Genomic DNA, 21,121 nt, shown 5'->3' with positions numbered 1-21,121 from the left:
TTTGATTACTTAATGGATGGCTCTCTTCTTAAATCTTCCGCCCTTCACATCATGAATATTTCCAATAGCGAGGAAAGCCTCAGGATCTAATTCATCTACTATAGATTTTAGTTTTGCTTCTTCCAATCGAGTAATAATGCAAAAAATGATTCTCTTATCATCACCAGAAAAACCGCCTTCTCCACTCAAATAAGTGACACCACGACCTAAACGAAATAAAATCGCGTCCCCTACTTCTTTATGGTTTTCACTAATGATCCACACTGATTTTGATTCATCAAAACCGTTGATAGTCACATCAATCATTTTAAATGCTATAAAATAGGCAATCAGTGAGTACATGGCACGTTCCCAACCAAATACAAAACCTGCACTTCCAAGTATAAACAAGTTCAAAAACATGACAACTTCACCAACAGAGAAAGGCGTCTTTTTATTTACTAAGATGGCTACAATTTCTGTTCCATCTAATGATCCCCCATATCTTAAAACAAGTCCAACACCAAACCCAAGAATGGTCCCTCCAAACACAGCTGCCAATAAAGGCTCATCTGTTGCCATTTCTGCGGAATGTAAAAGGAAGGTGCCGATAGACATTACAAAAACACCAAGCAATGTTGAAATAGCAAATGTTTTACCTATTTGTTTATAACCAATAAACAGAAAAGGTAGATTAAGGAAGAATAAAAATACTCCTAAAGGGATTTTACTCAAGTAAGATGAAATAATCGATATCCCTACAATTCCACCATCAATAATCGTATTTGGAACTAAAAACATTTCTAATGCTACAGCTACTAATGTCGCTCCTAAAATAATGAAAAAGATACGTACCAAGATTTCTCTTATTGAAATTTTATTGTGTTGACGTTGATTTTGTTTCCTATTTTTTATAACATCCACTTTATATTTCTCCTCTTTTAAAAGTAGTTATGTAAATCTTCAATAATCCTATTATCATATAATTATGTTCCAAAGAACAATGGATATGATAAGCATAAAAATTTAGTCTCTAGTTATTTTGTCCAACTTTTGATTAATTTCTATTAATTGATTTTTATTGTTAACAAAATAACGTATAATCTTAAATACAAATAGGACAAAACAAATGATGCCTACTACTAGTAATACTAATAAAATGATGGGTAAATATGATGGAGTTAAAGGAACATAAGCCACCTCATTCATTTCTTTCTCACCCCCCAAAAAAGACTGAAAAACCGATCGTAATCGCAAACAAAATTAACACTACTCCGAAAATACGATCAATCCAATATGCATATTTATTGTAATATTTCCTAAATATAATGGAGGAGGAAATGATTGCTATTATACTAAATAATAAACCGACAGTAACTACCATTTCAAGTGCATATAACCAACGTACATACGTAACTGTTTCTGGATCAATAAATTGTGAAAAAATACTGATGAAAAATAAAAGAGGTTTTACATTAAATACACTAATTAAAAAACCTTCTCGGAGTGCCCTAAAAAACGATTTATGTTCTTTTTGATTATCATGATCACTTCCATTTTCCTCTTTAGATGGTGAAGAACGAATCGCGTTAATTCCAATCCATAGAATATACATAGCACCTAAGATTTTAATCACTGAATTTAGACTTGGATATTGTTCTATCAAAACGGAAATACCGATAATGGTTAAACTAATATGGATTACGTTAGATGAAGCAATACCTAGCGCTGTTGCAAAGCCAATTCTCACGCCATAACTAAGACTATTTTTAATAACAATAAATAAATCAGGGCCAGGAGTAATCCCAGCAAATAACGCAATGATAAAAAGTTCAATAAACATCTGTAATCTCCTCTAAGCTGTTTTATCTAAAAGAATCAAAAATAATTATACATTAAAAAAAACGGTTAAGCACTAAATTTTATGCTGATTTGGGATTTACAAACGTGATTCCCCATGATATTCTTATAAAAAGCAAAAACATAGTGATGGGAATAGTAGGTTAGTCACTTCTGTTCAGAGAGTAAATTTCTTGGCTGTGAAAATTTACCTTGAAGCCTTTCCGAACCTGCCCCTGAATGGTCAACGAAGAGTTGAACAGTGACCCTACTGTTATCTAGGGATAGAGTCGGATAAATGTTGATCATTTATCAACGAAGGTGGTACCGCGGAAGCAAAGACTTTCGTCCTTTAATGGATGAAGGTCTTTTTTTGATATATAAAATAAATAAGAATGATTTGACACATCAAGATTCTAAACAAATTTGGACGATTTGCAAGTCTTGTACATGTAGCTTCGGTCACTGCCTCAGAGTCACCGATAGAGTTTTTATAATATGCATGGAATAAAAATACAGGAAGTGTGATTATTATGCAACAAAGAATCGTCGTGAAAATTGGCAGCAGTTCACTTACAACACCTCATGGTGAATTAGATTACGAAAAAATAAACTACTTTACAAAGGAAATTATTCATCTTAAAAAATCGGGTTTTCAAATTTTGTTTGTAACTTCAGGTAGTGTTGCCGCTGGATTTAAAATCATAGGTTATGAAAGCCGTCCAAAAATGTTACAAGAAAAACAAGCAGCTGCTGCTGTAGGTCAGGCAATATTAATGCAAGCTTATTTTGAAGCATTTGCTAAACATCAATGTAAAGTAGCACAAATTTTATTAACTCGTAACAATTTTACAAATCGTAAACAAATGAAAAACGCTTTAAATACATTTGAAGAATTAATACGTCTAGATACGATTCCTATTATCAATGAAAATGATACAGTCTCTGTTGAAGAAATAAAATTTGGAGATAATGATTCATTATCAGCTCTCGTTGCTAATTTAGTGAAAGCTAAACAACTAATGATTTTTACAGATACAGATGGGCTTTACACTGCAGATCCTAGAAAAAACGATAAAGCTAAAAAAATACACCGAGTGAATGAAATAGATGAGGATATGTTTCGTATCGCGGGAGGAGCAGGGTCATCTGTTGGAACTGGGGGTATGCGTTCAAAAATAGAAGCTGCAAGAATTGCCATGCGTGGTGGAGTACCGGTATTTATAGGAAGAGCTTCAAACCCATTAGATATGAAGTTGGCTGTTGAACAAAAGGGAAAGGGTACTTATTTTGACACTCATCTGCACAATCTACCGATGAAAAAGCAATGGCTTGGATTCCATTCTTTGACTAAAGGGAAAATTGAAATAGATAACGGAGCAGAAAAAGCACTTTTAACAGGTGGAAAAAGCTTATTACCAGCTGGTGTTATAAAAGTTATGGGTGAATTTCACCCTGGAGACGTTATCGAGGTAACAAATCAGTCCAATAAAGTTATTGGTCGTGGAGTAGTTAATTATGCATCATGGCAGTTACAAGCCGTAGTTGGATTATCCACAATCGAAGTGAAAAAACGAATCGATGTACAAAGAATTGAAGTCATCCATCGTGACGAATGGGTTGCTCTACTGACCAAAGTAGAATAAAAAGCAAATCATTATTTAAAGGAGGGCAACGGGTATGAGTGAAGTAAAACAAAAAGCAAATTTAGCTAAAGGAGCATCTAAGAACTTAGTCACCTTAACAACAAGACAAAAGAACTATGCTTTAAATATAATGGCAGATGCTTTATTAAAACACCAAAATCAAATCATTTCTGCAAATAAACAAGACTTGCAAATAGGTAAGGAAAACGGATTAAGTAATTCTTTACAGGATCGTTTAGCGATCAATTCTGCAAGAATTGAAAGTATGTCTGAAGGTTTACGACAAATCGTAAATTTGAATGATCCAATTGGGGAACAATTAGAAGAAATCAATAGACCAAACGGTTTATTGATTCGAAAGATACGCGTACCTATTGGTGTAATAGGTATGATTTATGAAGCACGTCCCAATGTTACAGTAGATGCCGCAGGATTGAGCATCAAAACGGGAAATGCGATCGTACTACGTGGCGGTTCTTCCGCTTTAAATTCCAATCAAAAGATCGTTAAAGTTTTACGTGAAGCTTTAAGTACAACTGATGTACCTGTAGAGGCAATTCAATTGATTGATGATCCAAATCGTTCTTCTGTAAATGAGATGTTAAAATTAAATGGCTTATTAGATGTAGTAATTCCTAGAGGTGGCGCATCACTCATTCAAAACGTTGTACAGAATGCAACTGTCCCTGTTATAGAAACAGGTTCTGGAATTTGCCACACATATATAGATAAATATGCCCAACCTGAAATGGCTGGAAGCATTGCTTTCAATGCAAAAGTACAACGTCCATCAGTATGTAACGCAATGGAAACATTACTTATACATGAAAACTTTGCTAAAGAGCATTTTCAATCTTTTGCTGAAAAATATCGTGAAGCAGACGTTCAGATTAAAGGAAATAACATGGCAAAGAAAATGGTACCTTGGATAGAAGATGCTTCAGATGAAGATTATGCCACTGAATATAATGATTATATTTTAAATGTTAAGATAGTCAACAACATAAAAGAAGTGCTCAATCACATAGATACTTACGGAACAAAACATTCAGAATGTATCGTCACAGAAAATGAAGAAAATGCAAATCAATTTCTTCAGGAAGTAGATGCAACCTCCGTATATCATAATGCTTCTACTCGTTTTACAGACGGGTTTGAATTTGGGTTCGGAGCAGAAATTGGCATCAGTACACAAAAGCTGCACGCACGCGGTCCTATGGGATTGCCAGCCTTAACTTCTACAAAATATATCATTCATGGAACAGGGCAAATTAAATAGAAAGGTTGATTCATCATGGTCATTACATCAAAAAAAATATGTTTTATTGGTGCTGGTTCAATAGCTGAGGCTATATTTAAAAGGTTAATTGAAAAAGAGATTATTCCTGTTCAACATCTATCTGTTACGAATCAGCAAGATAACAAAAGACTTCATGAATTAAAAAAATTATATAACATTCAAACAAGTAATGATTCAATCATTAAAAATAATTTAATCAAGCAATCTGATATACTCGTGTTAGCCATGAAACCAAAGAATGTTGAAAAAGCATTTGATGAATTAAGCCCACTTATAAATGAAAAACAAATCATTATTTCTGTAGTAGCTGGATTAACAATAGAGACAATCCATGATCTTTTGAAGTCGAATAATCCAATTGTACGAACAATGCCAAATACATCAAGTTCTATTGGTTTAAGTGCTACAGGTATTAGCTTTTCATGCAATGTTAATGAACAGCAGAAAAAGCTCTCTTTAGAAATGTTAAATGCTATCGGTATAACATGTGTTGTACCCGAGGAGACTTTAGAAATAGTTACTGGATTATCTGGAAGTGGTCCTGCTTATTTCTATTACATGATGGAAGCCATGGTTCAAGCAGGAGTTGCTGGAGGATTAACAGAAGAACAAGCAATGGAGTTAACAAAACAAACTATACTTGGTGCTGCTCATATGGTACAAAAAACAGGTGATCATCCTGCAGAATTACGCAAAAAAGTGACCTCTCCTGGTGGAACTACTGAAAAAGCAATAGAAGCTTTAGATTCACACCACATTCATGATGCTATCCAAAAAGCAGTAAAATCGGCGGCTACGAAATGCAAAGAAATGGGAGAAACGATTAAAATAAGCTCTAGATAATAAAGAATGAAGCGAAATACCGCTTCATTCTTTATTTTATATCCGTTCAAAACACATGTGCCATGTTCTTTGTTTATTGATTCATTATAAAATAAAAGTCGTAATTGAATGCTCTGGAATTACAACCTCAGCACCTTTTTTACCATAAACTAAAGAAAACTCTTGTAAATGGTCACGCTCATTTTGTACAACAACTGCTATGCTTCCATCTGGATTTTTAAACGCTGTTGCATATACATTTTCAGGTAAGTTCATAGAATGTTGAATTCTTTTTGCTCCTGGAACAATAAATTTTGAAAAATGACCAATGTAATAATACGAACTATTGATGATTAACTCATCATTTTTACGATCAGCAAGAATAGGTGCATCACATAAGTTACCTACGTGATTCGGTCCACCTTCTTCATTTAATACTAAGTTCCAATCCAACCATCCTCTTGACCAGTTATTAAAGTCCCCGATAATATTTCTACCATATCTTTCTCCAGTAAACCACTCACCTGGTTTAGGTCCTCCCTCTTGACAACCTTCCGTAAATAAAATGTGTTTGTCTGGAAATAAATCATGTATAACCGATAAATTCTCAAACTCTTCACTCACATACCAGTGATTTCCTGTTCCCCATACATATTTTGCAGCTTCCTCATCAAGAAGAACTGTAGAAGCTCTCTCGACAATTTCATCACGATTATGATCCCAAATGAGAATTGCCTTATCTCCCATTCCAGATTGCTCGAAAGTTGGACCAAGATAATCTCTAACAAAATCACGTTCATCTTCAGAGGAATAAATACAAGAATCCCAAGTTTGAATTGCTGCAGGTTCATTTTGAACACTTACACCCCAAATATCTATTCCTCTTTCCTTCATGCCCTCAATAAATTTCACATAATAGTTTGCCCATGCCTGACGGAATTCAGGTAATAAATATCCACCATAATTCATTTCTTTATTTGTTTTCATAAACGCTGGTGGCGACCAAGGAGAAGCTAAGATTGTTAGTTCTTGACCTGCTGCCTTTATTGCGTCATTAACCATTGGCACTACCCATTTATCTTCATGAGACATATCAAAAGTAGAAAGTTCAGCATCTCCTTCTTCTATATAAGTATAGTTACCTAATGCAAAATCACAGGAGTGAATATGAACTCTTCCTAATGTATAACCTAATCCTTCGGTAGGATGGTAATATTTTTTAATCACTTCTGCACGTTTTTCCTCTGACATTTCACTAAGCGTATAGGCAGCCGCTTCGGTAAATGCACCCCCAAATCCCATATGTTCTTGGTAAGTAACCTCAGGATTGATTGCAATCACAGGAATACGATTATTAAAGTCTTCTTTTAATTCCAATGTTTGTTTCTCTGCTAAACGATCCCCAGTATTCTTTGCAGTTCTTATTACTCTTGCTTCCATTAATTACACCTTCTTATTTTTTTATAATAAATTTAAACTAACTAATTTATTGAAATCGATTTCTATCTCTTATCTAAAAATATTATACATGCTGTAATGAATATGAACAAGTATAATCTACTAAATACAGATTTTATAAATCTGCAATCGGTGCCGTTCCATTCATCCAATTCCATTCACTTTCAATCATAAAACGATTTGGCCATCCTTCTTTAATTTCAGGCCATTGTGTAAACTCAAGCACACATTTGCAAAATGACTCAGCATTCTCTTTGTTGGGTTCAGACAACAGACGATCTGTTAGTTGCATAAAATCAACCGGTTTATTCTTAACCTCACTTAATTTTCTCATGAACCACTTATGATAAGGATACAATACTTTATTGTGAGCTAAAATTAATCTGCCTCCAAATAAAACAAGTGATGATACGATGTGCATCATTAAATATTTATCGTTACGTTTCTCAGCTTCATTTACGTACCATCTAGCTGCTTCAAATTGGGTATAGAAACTTTCAATTTTTTGTTTTTGTTCATTTTCGGGATAGGTCGTTATCTTTTGCAGTAAAGGTTCCAATTCTTCTATTTTTGAAAAACCTTCAATCGCATCGCAAAATGCAAAACGAGCAGGCTCACTCCCTCTTTCAGCTACATCCTTTAAAAACTGTAAGCTAGTAAATTTCCCGTCTACATACCCACCTTCATAATCACAAAATTCGCCAGACCAATAAAATAAATCATGGTTTTGTTTACGGTCATTAAATGTTTCATCTGTTACAACAAGTATGAAATCAACATCTGAATTTTCCTTTGCATATCCTTTTGCTACAGAGCCTCCAATTAATAAAGCCAGAACATTCGGATCTTTCTCGAAGTGATGAATGAGTTTTTCAATCGTTTTTTTGTGGTGTTCATACATTTGCTTTCACCTTCTTTTATAAATGATTTTAGATTCGAAGATTATGACTGACTAATAAAATTATATACAATACCAATTGTCAATTAAATTGCCATTCTAGTAAATATTTTATGTTATTTTGGGATTAACGGATTTTTTCAATAATAGGTGAAGGTGATACCACATCAGCGATAATCATCTCAATAAAATTGTTAAGATGTGTCACCACTTTTTTAAATTAAAAAGCTTTACTTAACTTGGAGATCACTTCAGCAGGTAAAAGGGAGCTAACTACTGGCTTATCTTCATTTAGGAAAGATAAAATAACAGGAAAATCTCTACCTTTGATACTTTGAAATGGGGTTAATTCTTTAGCTAAAATCCATTGTCCTGTTGCTTTCTCTAAATCATTTAATTCCACTATTGCTTCATTTAAAGGTTTATGTCCGTAATAGTAAGCATTTGTACTTCCACTAAATTCAAATCCAGGTGCACGCCATGAATGTGGTGTATCCGCCCACATATAACCTGGATACCATAAATCGTAATACCATCCTTTCGATGTTTCTGCTGAAACTAGCTGAACCTTCTCACGATCATAATAATTTCGAACAGAAGGGATTAACCACATATTATCTTGTAACAAGTCATTAAAACGAGGGATTTTGATGGCTTTTTCTATATTTAATTCAGCTAACTGTTTAGGGATTTGATAACTTACAAAGTGTTCTGAAACAACATGCCTTTGAATTTCACTTGATTTCACTCTATTGAGCGACTTTTCTAAGGCACCTACTCCATCTATAATCACATCGTCTGATGATTCTTCTTGAATCAAATCGAACACTTTCTCAAAACACAATGCATAAATTTCTCTTATATCTTCTTTCCCTTTTAAATCAAACATCAGCTTAGTGAGACCTTGGAACAATATTTGACTTGGTCGCTCAGAATATCCCCAGAAATCCCCAATCTCTGCTGCGCCTATTATCGTATCACGATGCGTTAAAGCAAACTCACTATGTACTAAAGTAAACACAGACAATATTCCATCCACATCTAAATGGTTATTAATCGCTAAATCCCATTCCTTCGAAGATTCGTTTGTAACAAAATTCATGCATATTTCTGTTGAAGTATCTGCTCTGTATCTCTCAGGTGTTTGATTAGGAATCCAATGACTTAATTCAATGTCAACACCTTCTCGAAAAGTATCATCAGGAGCCCCATCTGTAAAAATAGTTCTTTTACTTGGCGGTCTTTTTGTTTCGCTGCCAATAATATAAAAATTAGGTATCATATTCTTTATCCCCCCTCTATGAAATTTAATTAAACATTTATTCCATTATTCCCAACCCATTCTTTTTTTTAGACTCGTAATATGAGCAATATGATGATCCCCATGCCAAGCATACAGATGTATATTCCTTCTTAAACTGACTAAACCTGAATCTGGGTGAATGAACTTTTTTTCTAAATCTTCAGGAGATAAAGATTTTAATAATAACACCCATTTTTTGATTAGTACATCAAAAAGAGATAGAGAAACTTGGATATCTTCAAAAGAATCACTTAATTCAGCCCATCGTTTTTCATCATAAGCTTTAATTGTTGGGCTGTCTTCTGTTAATGCCCATTTAAAGCGAATGAAACCATTCATATGACTGTCTGCCAAATGATGCACAACTTGTCTTAATGTCCACCCTTCAGGGCGATATGGAGTATCTAACTGTTTTTCTGATAAGCCATCAACAGCAATACGAAGATTTTTAGGTGCATCCTCAATTTGCTTAATTTTAAGATCTAACTGATGATCTCTAATCTCTTCATCATATTTAAACTCCCCGATTGGGTAACGTAAATCTTCCATCGAATCATCTCCCATATCATTTATTTAACTCTCATCTTTCATCCCAAATACCTCTTCATCTATGACATTTTATTGACCATTTATAAAGTTTGAATATCATACCCACCACTGTCATTTAAATCTTCAATCTTTTTCTTTAATATACCTATTTTCATAATTAAATCAATTCATCCTTATATTCATCTAATGATTTACCATCAATTTTAAGTACCTGTAAATCTTCAGTATATACCCATTTCACTTGACCAAATTCATCACTTACTGAGGCAACAGGATACTCACCTTCTTCCTCACTTGGAAACAAATCTCCTCCCAAAAAACTAGACCTAGAGGATTTATATGCACCGAAACCTGTGCCCAAAAAAATATATTTCTTATTACTGGGTTTATGTAACACTATAGTCGCCATATTTATTTCTCCTTTTTTTCCTTAATAACAAAGTATTTGTTCATTTAATTTGTTGTACAGTAAATCATGTTCATCGATTGAATGATTTTATTAACTTGTCCTGTACATTCATTCTTCAATTACTAATGTTAAACCACATGATGGACATTCAACCTGATCATAATCAACTTTAAACTCACATGCAGGACAAATTTGGACTTCTTCAGATTTATGTTTTTCCTCTACCTTATCATTTGGTACTGAAAGCTTCTCTCTAAAATCATCTAACCTTTTCCCATCCACTTCAACTACTTGAAGTTCATTCGTATACAGCCACTGTATAGTTCCGAATTCATCACATACTGAAGCAGCAGGAATCTCGTCTTGTTCTTCATTTGGGAATAAATCTCCACCTATGAAACTTGGTCTTGTAGCTTTATAAGCCCCATATCCTGTACCTAATAATATATATCTCTTACCACTTGCTTTATGTAAAACAATCGTTGCCATTTTGATCCTCCCATGCTTTTTCCAATGCCCATTTATGATGTGCATGTATCAAATCTTTCATTGCTTCAGAAGTTTGCATCCAACCATAAGTTTCACCTGGTTCAGTAGACTCTTGAACTTTTTCTATGATTCTAGCAAAATAGAAATATCCTATCATAAAATAATAAGTATCATAGGTCGGTGAATAAAAGTAGTTCCCTGCTGAACCAATGTATTTGCCAATTTCGATCTTACAACCTAACTCCTCTAGTGCTTCTCTGTGCAAACACTGTTCTTTCGTTTCCTTATCCTCCATACCTCCACCTGGTAAAAAATAATTCCCTGTTTTTAGAGATTGGACAATCATGATTTGATCTTTAGTTTCATTAAAAATGATCGCATATACGCTAGGTCTATCTGTGTAGGTTTGATCTGTTTTTTTCTCTCCAAAAATCTTTTCAAATTTATCCATCTTGTTTTCCTTCCATATCATAGTCCTCTTCATCAATGAGATTTACTTTAATTACAAAAGCAAAATCATAATCTTTTTTTAAATTTTCATCAGTTAAAATCACTGGATTTATAATACTATTAACATTAGCTAGATACGCCCAAACGATGGCTTCTTCTTTATCATGTAAAGTGATTCCCTTATTTAAATTCCATATCGTTCTAGCTGCTTCAGCAGGAAATTGAATTTCTGGAATATCTCTATTTGTATAACTAGATGAACTCTCACTACTAATTTGTAGTCCTAAATTATAATTTTGTAAGTCACTTTTATCTTCATCAATTAAAGAAATTAACAGTTTTCCTTCATATTTATCCATAAAGAAAGTTCCGATAGTACCCGACGACTTCGTTAATTTGCCTTTTTCATAAATGTCATATGAAACAGCCATCATTTTTTCCTCTCCAGTATATTGAAGGTTCACCTTCCCCGTTTGCCATTCATCAAAGTGAGCTTCTAAAACTTCAGCATCTCCCTTAATAAATTCAGAGGAACTAATAGTTAAAGTGGAGGCTCTTTCTATTTTTCTATCCTCAATGATTTCAACTACTGGTTCATCTTCATTGCAACCTACTAATATCAATAAAATAAAGCAGCTCAATAAAATGAGCATCATTTGTTTTTTCATCTTCTATTCTCCCTTATTACTTCTTATCCCATAAAAATTTACTGTTCTTGTATCATAGGGAGTATCTTCATACGCCTTGGCTATTCCTTTTTTGCTGATATGTGTTTTCATTACCTTCTTAATTTTCAGGTTAATTTCAAAGTCTTTCACAAATGGAAAAGTAGACAATTTTACATGATTTTCATCTTCCCAATAAGCAATGATGGATTGTCCTTTCATAAAAGGGAAGTTGTTGGATTTAGTAAATCCATCACGAAACCACACATGTTCATTTTCTTTTTTAGTCCCAGGTTCATTTAAACATATGTACAAAGACAATTCATCAAAAAACTGTAAGAAGCTTAAATGGAAATATAGATCGATTTTTTGACTTTCATTTTTGATCAATTGTTTTATTATGTTGTTTTGCCTATTTTGTTCATATGCAAGAAAAGGTACAGCTTGAGGATCATCACTTACTTCACTAATTAAACTTGTATATTGAAGACTGCACAACAATCCAGCATACCTATTTTTTTCCTCTACCGTATCAATACCATATTGATACGCTCTCAATTTGGAAGGTAATGGAAAATCCATAAAAGAGTACGGAACTTGTTTGTGATCATTCCAAAAAGGTACAGCATCTAATTCAATCCATCCTCGATCATGTTCATAAACAGCTAATAATACATCATTCCATCTATCTTTGTTTTGAAAGTATTTCATATTCCAATGTTTAGCCATTTCACCAGATGCGTTTGCATGTTCATGTTGTTCTATCATGGTAAACTTATCTTCTTGTTCGTAAATAATCATTTAGCTTTCTCCTATTATTACTTTGCCTCATTTTTAATGAGCTGAATTACTTTAGACATAGCGTTTTGTCCTTGGTATGTTTCCATCTTGTTTATATACTTCTCTCTGTTTTTGTAGAGATGATTTACAGCTTTGGTTAATGAATTCTCTGATAATTCCTCTTCTTGTAAAACTTCACAGTATCCAGCTTTTTTAAACGATTCAGCATTTAAGATTTGATCTCCTCTGCTAGCTTCCTTTGACAATGGAATTAACAACATTGGCTTCTTTAATGAAAGAAATTCAAATATCGCATTAGAACCCGCTCTTGATATCACTATATCTGCCATATGCATCATATCTGGTAATTCTTCATTGATATATTCAAATTGTACATATCCCTTTTTTTTGATTGTAGGATCAACTCCCCCTTTACCACAAATATGTACGATTTGAAAGTTAGTTAGTAATTCATCTAAACTCTTTCTAACTGATTTATTTATTTTTTGAGAACCCATACTGCCTCCCATAATCAATAATACGGGTTTCTCTCGAATGAAGTTGCAGTAGGTATAACCTTTGGTTGCATCTCCATGTCTTAACTCATCTCTTATGATAGCCCCTACATACTCAGCTTTTTTAGCGGATAAATGTTTTTCTGTTTCTGGGAAAGTGGTGCAAACCTTCTTAACAAAAGGCATAGAAATACGATTTGCCAAACCTGGGGTAAGATCAGACTCATGTGTTATAACAGGAATATTTTTTAATTTAGCTCCTAAAATCACTGGAACTGATACAAAACCACCTTTTGAAAAAACAACGTTAGGTTTTGATTTCTGCATAATGCGGTAAGCTTGAAAAATTCCCTGTACAACTCTAAATGGATCTTTCACATTATTCCAATCAAAATATCGTCTTAGTTTACCTGTTTTGATACTGCGATATCGAACTTCTTGTAACTTAGAAACAAGTTCTTGTTCAATTCCATTTTTTGAACCTATGTATTCCACTTCCCAGCCCTCATGTATAAAATATGGAATTAAAGCCAAGTTTACTGTCACATGTCCTGCGCTTCCTCCACCTGTAAATATGATTTTTTTATTCATGATGTGCACCTGCTTTCAATATCTTAAAAAACCTTATGTAGGGACAATATGTTACGTTGAACTTTGTATGTATACATATCATGGTTCATTATAACAAAATTACCAACCGTATTTTACTTTAGTACATTTTTATTTTATTATTATTAATGAAAAATGATGTAATGAAACATACAAAAAGATAAGCAGAGAGGTTCAATAAATACATGACAAATATATTTTATGGTATTTATATGATAGTCGTAGGAATTATCTCCATTTTCACAGGGGAAATTGTAACATTTATAATGCTTGGCATTATATTAATGAGCTTGAACAATATTAATTCTACTCTAAAAATGATTTACAAAAAGCTGAATCAAACAGAACATAAGGATGAAGTTTAATAATATACCTAGCTAAGGGATAGACTGCCTCCTCTCGGGAGGTCAGAATAATCCCTAAAAGTTGAATTCAATAATCATCCATTAAATCTAAATCTTGAGCATCTTTAATACGATAACTTAACAACACATGGACATAATCACTTTGTTTTTCTAAATCTTCTTTTGACATTTTACTATCATGATCATTTACTAGTTCTTTTAATTTTTCGATATTTTCAAGTTTATTTAGTTCTTGTTCAGAAATAACAGATTTCATTCGTTTGTGAGATAATTCGAACTCCTGACCAGACATATTAGAATATGTGATTGTTAACTCTATCTGTTTCTCGTGATTACCTTCCTTTGCTGCATGCTCAAGCAGTTTTAAACCTGGAGAAATGACTTGGTGCACTCCCTTTAACAAGGATGATGAATGTTCTTTTATAAAAGTATCATCTATCTTATATTCACCCAGCTTTTCTTTATTTGTTTGATAATATTTCTCTATTAAATTACCCTGTTGTTTTGTTTCTACAAGGATTAAAAGATTATTTTCTTCTAGTTTTTTTACATGATAATATAATCGAGAAGGTTTTTCTCCTAACCCTGATGCTAACTGTTTTACAGTTAATGGTTTTGTTTTTGCTAGTTCAATAATACGTTTTCTTCTAGGATCAAGTAATGTTTCCAACATCTCAATATCCGTTATTTTCTTCTGTTCTTTCATTATCGTATTTCCTCCGTAAAGTCATTCCTATTGCTTACATTGTAGCATGATTTTCCTCTTATTTCCCATCTTGAAGATAGAGCTCTTTATTAATTTTATGGACAAAATGCTCAATTATTTTTGACTTGAATAAAACAAGGGTTTCCAATGAAACCCTTTGTTTTTTAATATGATCATTCAAATCCCAAACAAAAATCTTACAAATACTTATTGAAAAAATCTAATATGGTTCTATATGTCTTGATTTCATTTTCTTTTTTTGAAAAACCATGTCCTTCATCGTCAAACACGATATACTCCACTTCTCTACCTTTATTGCGAATTGCTTCCACAATTTGATCAGATTCAGCTTTTACAACTCGTGGATCATTAGCTCCTTGAATGATAAGCATTGGTTTTGTCATTGTTTCTAAATACGTATCTGGAGAATAATCAATTAGCATTTGTTTATCTTTTTCTGGATTACCTACCCACTGATCCATAATCGGTTTCCAATGTTCTGGAACTGAATTAATGAAAGTAAATAAATTGCTCGGTCCAAAAATATCCACAACTGCTTTAAAATATTCTGGATGTCGACCGTGCAACAGTAGAGACATGTAACCTCCAAAGCTGCCACCCATTAAAAATACTTTATCACGGTCAGCTAGTTTATTTTTAAATAAAAATTCTAAACCTTCAATGTTATCATGTCTTGGCCCGTCTCCCCAGTTTCTTTCAACCATTTTCTTAAAAGATAGTCCATAACCAGTTGAACCTCTAAAATTAGGTGCAAAAATACTGAAACCGTAATAGGTTAAAAACTGAAATAATGCCCTAAACGATTGACGCTCTGCTGCTTGTGGTCCACCATGTGGCCACAAAACAACATGACCATTACTCACTTCCTCACGTGCTTTAAATAAGAGGGCTTCAATTTCTAATCCGTCAAATGATGGATATGTTAATACCTCAGGCTCAACCAATTGTTGATCAGACACACCTGGAACACCATAGTTTGTTAATTTAATCCATTTCTCTTCTGTTTCTTCTTTTTTATAAATATTATATGTGTTGGTTGCTGTTCTACCTAAAATGTATACATTTCCTGATTCAGCGATTTCAATCTGATCAATTACAGACACTGGAATGTGAACGAGCGAAAGCTCCTTTGTATGAAGATCAAATTGATATAAACGATCTATTACCCCCTTCATATTAACAAGATATAATAAATTACGATCTTTTACTTTTTTTATCATGGTAAATTCTTCACCTTCAATTGCCTTTACCTTGGTGAATTGTTTAGTTTGTAAATCAAAACGAGCCAAATATGAAAAATCAGACTCAAAATCTGTCGTAAAATAAATCTCATTTTCACTTGTATAAACCATATCTGAAATGGTATGATCTACTCCTTCTCGTGGGGTAAGATATATATCTTCACCATCTTTCTTAACAAAAGCTCTCACGTTTGTATTTGAGAAATGCTCTAAGAATGTAAAACTGAGTTCGTCTGGACTTTTATTAGTTAGATATGTAGCTCCTTTTTTCCCTTGGTGCAGAACGGTTTCTTTTTCAGATAGCAAATTATAAAGATAAGTATTTAAAAAGGTTTCATTGTCCTTGTTTGACGTATAATATAATTTTGATCCATCATCTGACATCATAGGTTGTAAATGCTGTTTTCCTTTTTGCACACGAATGGGCTTTAATTCCCCTCCAACAGTTTGTAGTGCATAGAGTTGAGTGTTTTCATCCCCATCATGATCAAAGGAAGCAATAATAAATCGACCTTGTTTGTCATAACAAATATCTTGACAGCTTTGGTCTATAAAAGTTAGTGGGTAAGGAAACATCTGAGGCAAATCCATTGCCCACAAATTATATTTACCGCTAATATTTGTACTGAAAATACATTGTGTCTCATCTGGGCTAATTTTAAATTGTTGAATGCCTAAAGTACGAAAAAAATGCTCTACATCTGGTTTTTTGAATTGAATCATTTTAACCTCTCCTTCATTTCTTTCAAAATTTATAAACATCACTGTCATTCTCAATACTATTTTATGAAGTTAATAAATAGAATTTATAATTTCATAAAATCACCCTCAATGTAATTCACATTTTATCGTTAAAATAATTTTAACGATAAAATAATTTTAACGTGAATGGTATAAAATGTAAAGGGTAATTTAATACAGAAAAAAAGCTCCTAAAAACTGTAGGAACCGTTTGTTTTTATAATTTTTTTATTTAACGATTAGCAACACCAAAAGGTACATGTACAGATGGAGTGATTTTAGCTACTCCTTCAATATGACCTAATTGGTCATCGAAGAAAATATGTGGTTTAAACACTTTGAGCACACGTTCCTTGTTGATTCCACCTAAGAAAAAGGCTTCATCAACCTGTATCCCCCATTTTCTAAGCGTTGAGATGACTCGTTCATGTGCCGGTGCATTTCTTGCAGTAACAATTCCAATTCTAATTCTAGATTTATAGTTGTCAATGGATTCTTTTTTATCTAGTTCTATCTTTTGTAAGGTAGAAACTCCTTTTAAAAATTTCATTAGTGGACCAGGGGGTAGAGCCTCTTCTTTTTTTTGTTTTTCATGTTTATGAAATAATTCGATCGCACCTTCTTGATATACTGCTTCCGCTGAATCATCTGCTAAAATACCATCAAAATCAAATGCGATTCTTAACTCCTCTTCTTCATCGTTATCTATAAATTCTGTAGGAAATACTTGTCCTGCTGGTAGTCCTCTTTGTACAGCTTGAAGAACATCTTCAGGGTTGGCAGATAAAAATAATGAAGCATTAAAAGCATCCATATATATAAATGGATTGCTCCCTTTTACAAAGGCTGCCCTTGAAATGGGAAGATGATAATGTTCAATAGATTTAAACACTCTTAAACCAGTATCAGGATCATTTCGAGAAAGGAGTACTACTTCAACAGGTTGATCATCTAATTGATTTCCATTCAAATCTAAAAGTCTTCTTATAAGTGGATAAGCCACACCTGTTTGAAGTGTTTTACTCTCATTCTCTCTTTGATATTTTCTATATTCTTCTTCCCCTCTTTCTAAAAATATCTGATCAGATTCAGACAAATCAAAAAGTGCGCTTGAAGCTACAGCAACTACAAATTTCTCTTCAATTTGATAAGGCATGAAACACCTCACTATATATCATTATTAAGAATGTCCGTATTTTAATATATTTTCAAGATCTTCAGGATATACACGTACACCGTCCAATGCTTCAAGATCTATCCATTCATATATATTCTTGTCTAAATTTAATTTATTAGCATTTGTAATTTCATCTTTGCTGAAATTACATTTAAAATAATAATCAACTTGATGAGTTTCTTTTTCCCACTCAGGATTGTCATAATATTCGGCCATATATTCTTTTACATACAACATCTCATGAACATCAATCTCATAACCTGATTTAGTAGTAAAACCTCTTTTTAAAGTAACTCTTAGTTGTTCACCACTTTTTTGAGGTTCACTTGGTAATAAAAAATAATCTCCATCCTTATCTTTATTTTTTGTTAATAGGATTTTATCATTCAGTGTAATTGCGGCTTTTGTTATATTTTTTATAGGTCTCATTCTTATTCTCCTGACAATTGATTAATTTTTATTTAATCCTACTTTCTCTTTTATTCTTTAGTATATACTTTCAATAAAAAGATTTAATTTCCTGTATTTTAATATATAAACATATGGAAAATCAATTTATTAAAAAGTTAATAGATTTTTGTAATATAATTTTAACATTACTTTCATCTCTTTTTAACAAAGTATATTTATAATGAACTTAACCCCTTTTTAATATAATTTTCATCCTGCAGTAAAAAGACAGCAGGCTTCTCAACTAGAAGAAAACCATCTAATAACTTTAGATGGTTTTTCTTACTATGTTTTTTAATTCCATTTTTAATAAAACAACTTGACTTAAAAAGTAACCGCCCCTAGTTGATTTCCATTAGGATCTTCAAAATCAAAAAAGCGCATACCGTCACTAGCATGAATTTCAGACACCTCTACACCCGATTTCTTTAGTTTGTTATGTAAAGCGTCTACATCCTCTGTATAAAAGTTAAACGCCATATGATTTGTTGGACGAATTTCATCTACTTTATAAATGGTTAGTGCAGTCTTCATCTCTTTAGGATCATCGAACCTAAAACCAATATAATTTCCGTCACCACTTCGATAAACAACTTCAAATGGGAAGATATTCATATACCATTGTTCTGATTTCTTTAAATCTGTCACCGGTACAAATACTGTATCAATTCTTTTTATTAATTTCATTTTAAATGCCTCCTCTAATATTTTTAAGTACTCATAATAATAACGTCTATATAGCTCAAAAAGATACGCATTTTATTTATTTATTTTTTCTTTCATACTCATTAGATTTCCATCCAGATCTTGGAATTCAAAGTAAAACCATTCATCATCCTTATTCACCTTTATTCCTCGTGTAATTAATAAATGATAAGTTGATATGACCGTCTTAACATCATTTCTCTCAATAGCATTCAACAACCGGTTGATAAGAACATTTAAAGAATGAGTTTTCTCTTTTTTACAGGTATTATTCCTTAAATTTTGTATTGATTTTCTTCCTCTATGTAGCGTTGATTTCACCGCTCCTATTGTCGTTTCTAGCATCTCAGACACTTCTTTGGCAGTAAAATCATAATAATCAATAAGAAGGATGGTGGAAGCTTGTTTAAATGGAAGATAAGCAACTAGAATTTCAATGAATTCTATCATACTTGAATCTACTGTGGCTATTTCAAGTAAGGATGTATCTTCATCAAAACTGTTCATATTTCTCCAATATTTGTTTTTCTTTAACATATCTCTCCACTGATTTGTTGCTATTTTAAATAAATACGCTTTGGGGTTTGGATGATTTTGAATGGATGATTGATATTTTATCATTTTTAACATGGTGTTTTGATAAAGGTCTTCACCATCCCAGGGTGTCCTAGCTATGGATATACAATATCTTTTTAGATCTGGTAAAAAAGAAGTTATTTTTTCGTTTTCTATCATAACTTACCTCTCTCAAAAAACAAGAATGAAGTTTTACATACTAAAAAAGTAGCCAGAATGATTTCAGGCTACTTGAAAGTTAGTATATTATTTTTATCGACAATTCAATTTTCATTATAACAAATTGAAAAATATAAGTCTATTATTTTATTCAATTAATCCCTATAATCGGAACATATTTAAATAAAGGAGAGTTATTATAATGAAAAGTGAAATACCTACAAAGTGGAAAAACGTACAGTTTGACGTATTAGATCATGTAATTAAGTGGGAATCTTTAAGAGATTGGTCGTTATCCTCAGTTTATAGAATTACACTTCAATCCACGGAAACAAAGATTGCCAAATGGTCAGGTGGAAACATGACTAGAGAAATAGACGTATACAATGATCTATTAATACCTCTTGATATAGAAAAACCAATCATTTATGAAAATCATAAGTCTAAACTTGGTTCTTATATAATTATGCAAGATTTAGGCAAAGACACACTTGAGCAAAAACCACTAGAAAAGAACTTTATCCTTGCTGCAAAAAAGTTAGCACACTTACATCATCAATCTACTATAAACATAGAAAAAAACCTTTTACCAAAGGAAACAATGAAGCGTTACTATGTGTCTCTGGATATTTTTATTGAAGAACTACTTTATTTAAACAAGCATATATTTTTTACTAAGATTCAAAAGGAAACAATAAGTCAACTAGTTAAATTATTTCCCAAAAAAATTAGAAAATATTATTATATATTCCCAATGACTCTTATTCATAATGATTATTTTCCTAAAAATCTAATTGTTACTAATGAAAACATCAAAGTGATTGACTGGAGCAATGCATATATTAGTCATCATCTTGGAGACTTATATGGGTTAATTAAAGAGGCGAAGTATCGACATTACAACCCTAAACATATAATTCAAGCTTATTATAACGAAATAAATAACAGACCCTATACCTTGACTGAATTAAATTGGTTTGTAGATTTTAGTGGGATATGCTGGTACATACATAGTATCAAATGGATTCTTGATTATGGTAGAAAAGTTATAGAGGGATCTGAATATTGGATTGAAAGTATGATTATTAATATAGAAGGGCTTTTAAGAAAAATAAAAATTGATTGTTGAATGGTAGCACATTCATTACATGATTCCCATTTAGAAACAAGCTATTTACTATGGATAAGGAGTGGATTATCATGATGTTAGGAACGTTCAAGCCCTTATTAAATCTGTAAAAAGACTGAAATACCAACTTCAATTTTAGG

24 protein-coding genes and 1 other annotated feature are annotated in these 21,121 nt (G+C 32.5%); of the genes, 5 read left to right on the top strand and 19 right to left on the bottom strand.

The genetic code is table 11. The annotated features are described in order from the left end of the window. Nucleotides 1-9: 9 nt before the first annotated feature. From ERL59_RS16640 to ERL59_RS16630, 3 genes are all read right to left on the bottom strand, one after another. Nucleotides 10-855 (bottom strand): YitT family protein, encoded by an 846-nt coding sequence (locus ERL59_RS16640; RefSeq protein ID WP_407925731.1) that lies wholly within the window; start codon nucleotides 853-855, stop codon nucleotides 10-12. Between the two features lie 150 nt (nucleotides 856-1,005). Continuing rightward, nucleotides 1,006-1,188, bottom strand: coding sequence for a hypothetical protein (locus ERL59_RS16635; protein WP_160647359.1), 183 nt, complete (start codon nucleotides 1,186-1,188; stop codon nucleotides 1,006-1,008). A 7-nt stretch (nucleotides 1,189-1,195) separates the two neighbouring features. Further along, entirely contained in the window at nucleotides 1,196-1,822 is a 627-nt protein-coding gene (locus ERL59_RS16630; RefSeq protein ID WP_160647358.1) for a LysE family translocator, read from the bottom strand. Between the two features lie 134 nt (nucleotides 1,823-1,956). Continuing rightward, nucleotides 1,957-2,174: a binding site (T-box leader), on the top strand. A 177-nt stretch (nucleotides 2,175-2,351) separates the two neighbouring features. On the opposite strand from ERL59_RS16630, the gene proB reads away from it, so the two are divergent. From proB to proC, 3 genes are read left to right on the top strand one after another with little or no spacing between them, the layout of a single operon-like run. Next, complete coding sequence (proB, locus tag ERL59_RS16625) at nucleotides 2,352-3,464, top strand: glutamate 5-kinase (protein ID WP_160647357.1); 1,113 nt, start codon at nucleotides 2,352-2,354, stop codon at nucleotides 3,462-3,464. 34 nt (nucleotides 3,465-3,498) lie between these two features. Then, nucleotides 3,499-4,743: a glutamate-5-semialdehyde dehydrogenase gene (locus ERL59_RS16620; protein ID WP_160647356.1), complete on the top strand. Its 1,245-nt coding sequence runs from the start codon at nucleotides 3,499-3,501 to the stop codon at nucleotides 4,741-4,743. Between the two features lie 15 nt (nucleotides 4,744-4,758). Beyond that, nucleotides 4,759-5,607 (top strand): pyrroline-5-carboxylate reductase, encoded by an 849-nt coding sequence (proC, locus tag ERL59_RS16615; RefSeq protein WP_160647355.1) that lies wholly within the window; start codon nucleotides 4,759-4,761, stop codon nucleotides 5,605-5,607. Nucleotides 5,608-5,691: 84 nt separating this feature from the next. On the opposite strand, the gene ERL59_RS16610 is transcribed toward proC, so the two are convergent. The 10 genes from ERL59_RS16610 to ERL59_RS16565 all read right to left on the bottom strand — a co-directional run bounded on the left by ERL59_RS16610 (nucleotide 5,692) and on the right by ERL59_RS16565 (nucleotide 13,693). Continuing rightward, a complete protein-coding gene (locus ERL59_RS16610) occupies nucleotides 5,692-7,026 on the bottom strand; it encodes a glycoside hydrolase family 30 protein (RefSeq protein WP_160647354.1) in 1,335 nt (444 codons plus the stop codon). Nucleotides 7,027-7,159: 133 nt separating this feature from the next. After that, nucleotides 7,160-7,945, bottom strand: coding sequence for a nucleotidyltransferase domain-containing protein (locus ERL59_RS16605; RefSeq protein WP_160647353.1), 786 nt, complete (start codon nucleotides 7,943-7,945; stop codon nucleotides 7,160-7,162). A gap of 217 nt (nucleotides 7,946-8,162) precedes the next feature. Then, nucleotides 8,163-9,224 carry a DUF6687 family protein gene (locus tag ERL59_RS16600; protein ID WP_160647352.1) on the bottom strand — a complete coding sequence of 354 codons (1,062 nt, stop codon included), beginning with the start codon at nucleotides 9,222-9,224 and terminating at the stop codon, nucleotides 8,163-8,165. 45 nt (nucleotides 9,225-9,269) lie between these two features. Next, complete coding sequence (locus tag ERL59_RS16595) at nucleotides 9,270-9,794, bottom strand: YfiT family bacillithiol transferase (RefSeq protein ID WP_160647351.1); 525 nt, start codon at nucleotides 9,792-9,794, stop codon at nucleotides 9,270-9,272. A 157-nt stretch (nucleotides 9,795-9,951) separates the two neighbouring features. Then, nucleotides 9,952-10,203: a hypothetical protein gene (locus tag ERL59_RS16590; protein ID WP_160647350.1), complete on the bottom strand. Its 252-nt coding sequence runs from the start codon at nucleotides 10,201-10,203 to the stop codon at nucleotides 9,952-9,954. A gap of 108 nt (nucleotides 10,204-10,311) precedes the next feature. After that, nucleotides 10,312-10,692: a hypothetical protein gene (locus ERL59_RS16585; RefSeq protein WP_160647349.1), complete on the bottom strand. Its 381-nt coding sequence runs from the start codon at nucleotides 10,690-10,692 to the stop codon at nucleotides 10,312-10,314. Then, a complete protein-coding gene (locus ERL59_RS16580; RefSeq protein ID WP_160647348.1) occupies nucleotides 10,670-11,143 on the bottom strand; it encodes an NUDIX hydrolase in 474 nt (157 codons plus the stop codon). Before ERL59_RS16580 ends, ERL59_RS16585 begins: the two co-directional genes overlap by 23 nt. Then, nucleotides 11,136-11,810: a hypothetical protein gene (locus ERL59_RS16575; protein ID WP_160647347.1), complete on the bottom strand. Its 675-nt coding sequence runs from the start codon at nucleotides 11,808-11,810 to the stop codon at nucleotides 11,136-11,138. The genes ERL59_RS16580 and ERL59_RS16575 overlap by 8 nt, the downstream gene beginning before the upstream one ends. A 3-nt stretch (nucleotides 11,811-11,813) precedes the next feature. Beyond that, on the bottom strand, nucleotides 11,814-12,608 hold the full coding sequence (locus ERL59_RS16570; RefSeq protein WP_160647346.1) for a DUF3891 family protein: 795 nt from the start codon (nucleotides 12,606-12,608) through the stop codon (nucleotides 11,814-11,816). A gap of 17 nt (nucleotides 12,609-12,625) precedes the next feature. Beyond that, on the bottom strand, nucleotides 12,626-13,693 hold the full coding sequence (locus ERL59_RS16565; RefSeq protein ID WP_160647345.1) for an undecaprenyldiphospho-muramoylpentapeptide beta-N-acetylglucosaminyltransferase: 1,068 nt from the start codon (nucleotides 13,691-13,693) through the stop codon (nucleotides 12,626-12,628). Between the two features lie 203 nt (nucleotides 13,694-13,896). Here ERL59_RS16565 and ERL59_RS16560 point away from each other — a divergent pair, with 203 nt between their 5' ends. Further along, nucleotides 13,897-14,076, top strand: coding sequence for a hypothetical protein (locus tag ERL59_RS16560; protein WP_160647344.1), 180 nt, complete (start codon nucleotides 13,897-13,899; stop codon nucleotides 14,074-14,076). 67 nt (nucleotides 14,077-14,143) lie between these two features. Here ERL59_RS16560 and ERL59_RS16555 read toward each other — a convergent pair whose 3' ends face one another. The 6 genes from ERL59_RS16555 to ERL59_RS16530 form a co-directional block, all read right to left on the bottom strand. After that, entirely contained in the window at nucleotides 14,144-14,782 is a 639-nt protein-coding gene (locus ERL59_RS16555; RefSeq protein WP_160647343.1) for a winged helix-turn-helix domain-containing protein, read from the bottom strand. Between the two features lie 197 nt (nucleotides 14,783-14,979). After that, nucleotides 14,980-16,767, bottom strand: coding sequence for a S9 family peptidase (locus ERL59_RS16550; protein ID WP_160647342.1), 1,788 nt, complete (start codon nucleotides 16,765-16,767; stop codon nucleotides 14,980-14,982). A 250-nt stretch (nucleotides 16,768-17,017) separates the two neighbouring features. Next, the gene (locus ERL59_RS16545; protein WP_160647341.1) at nucleotides 17,018-17,941 is read right to left on the bottom strand and encodes a 5'-nucleotidase; all 924 of its coding nucleotides are present in this window, start codon (nucleotides 17,939-17,941) and stop codon (nucleotides 17,018-17,020) included. A gap of 24 nt (nucleotides 17,942-17,965) precedes the next feature. Continuing rightward, nucleotides 17,966-18,391: an NUDIX hydrolase gene (locus ERL59_RS16540; RefSeq protein ID WP_160647340.1), complete on the bottom strand. Its 426-nt coding sequence runs from the start codon at nucleotides 18,389-18,391 to the stop codon at nucleotides 17,966-17,968. A gap of 345 nt (nucleotides 18,392-18,736) precedes the next feature. Further along, nucleotides 18,737-19,099: a VOC family protein gene (locus ERL59_RS16535; RefSeq protein WP_160647339.1), complete on the bottom strand. Its 363-nt coding sequence runs from the start codon at nucleotides 19,097-19,099 to the stop codon at nucleotides 18,737-18,739. A gap of 72 nt (nucleotides 19,100-19,171) precedes the next feature. Beyond that, nucleotides 19,172-19,852 (bottom strand): RNA polymerase sigma factor, encoded by a 681-nt coding sequence (locus ERL59_RS16530; RefSeq protein ID WP_160647338.1) that lies wholly within the window; start codon nucleotides 19,850-19,852, stop codon nucleotides 19,172-19,174. Between the two features lie 202 nt (nucleotides 19,853-20,054). On the opposite strand from ERL59_RS16530, the gene ERL59_RS16525 reads away from it, so the two are divergent. Then, complete coding sequence (locus tag ERL59_RS16525) at nucleotides 20,055-20,981, top strand: phosphotransferase (protein WP_160647337.1); 927 nt, start codon at nucleotides 20,055-20,057, stop codon at nucleotides 20,979-20,981. Nucleotides 20,982-21,121 lie beyond the last annotated feature (140 nt).

Source organism: Chengkuizengella marina (genome assembly GCF_009910845.1).
GTDB lineage: Bacteria > Bacillota > Bacilli > Paenibacillales > KCTC-33759 > Chengkuizengella > Chengkuizengella marina.
Note: the sequence above shows the minus strand (reverse complement) of the source record. Positions and strands in the feature narration are given on the sequence as shown.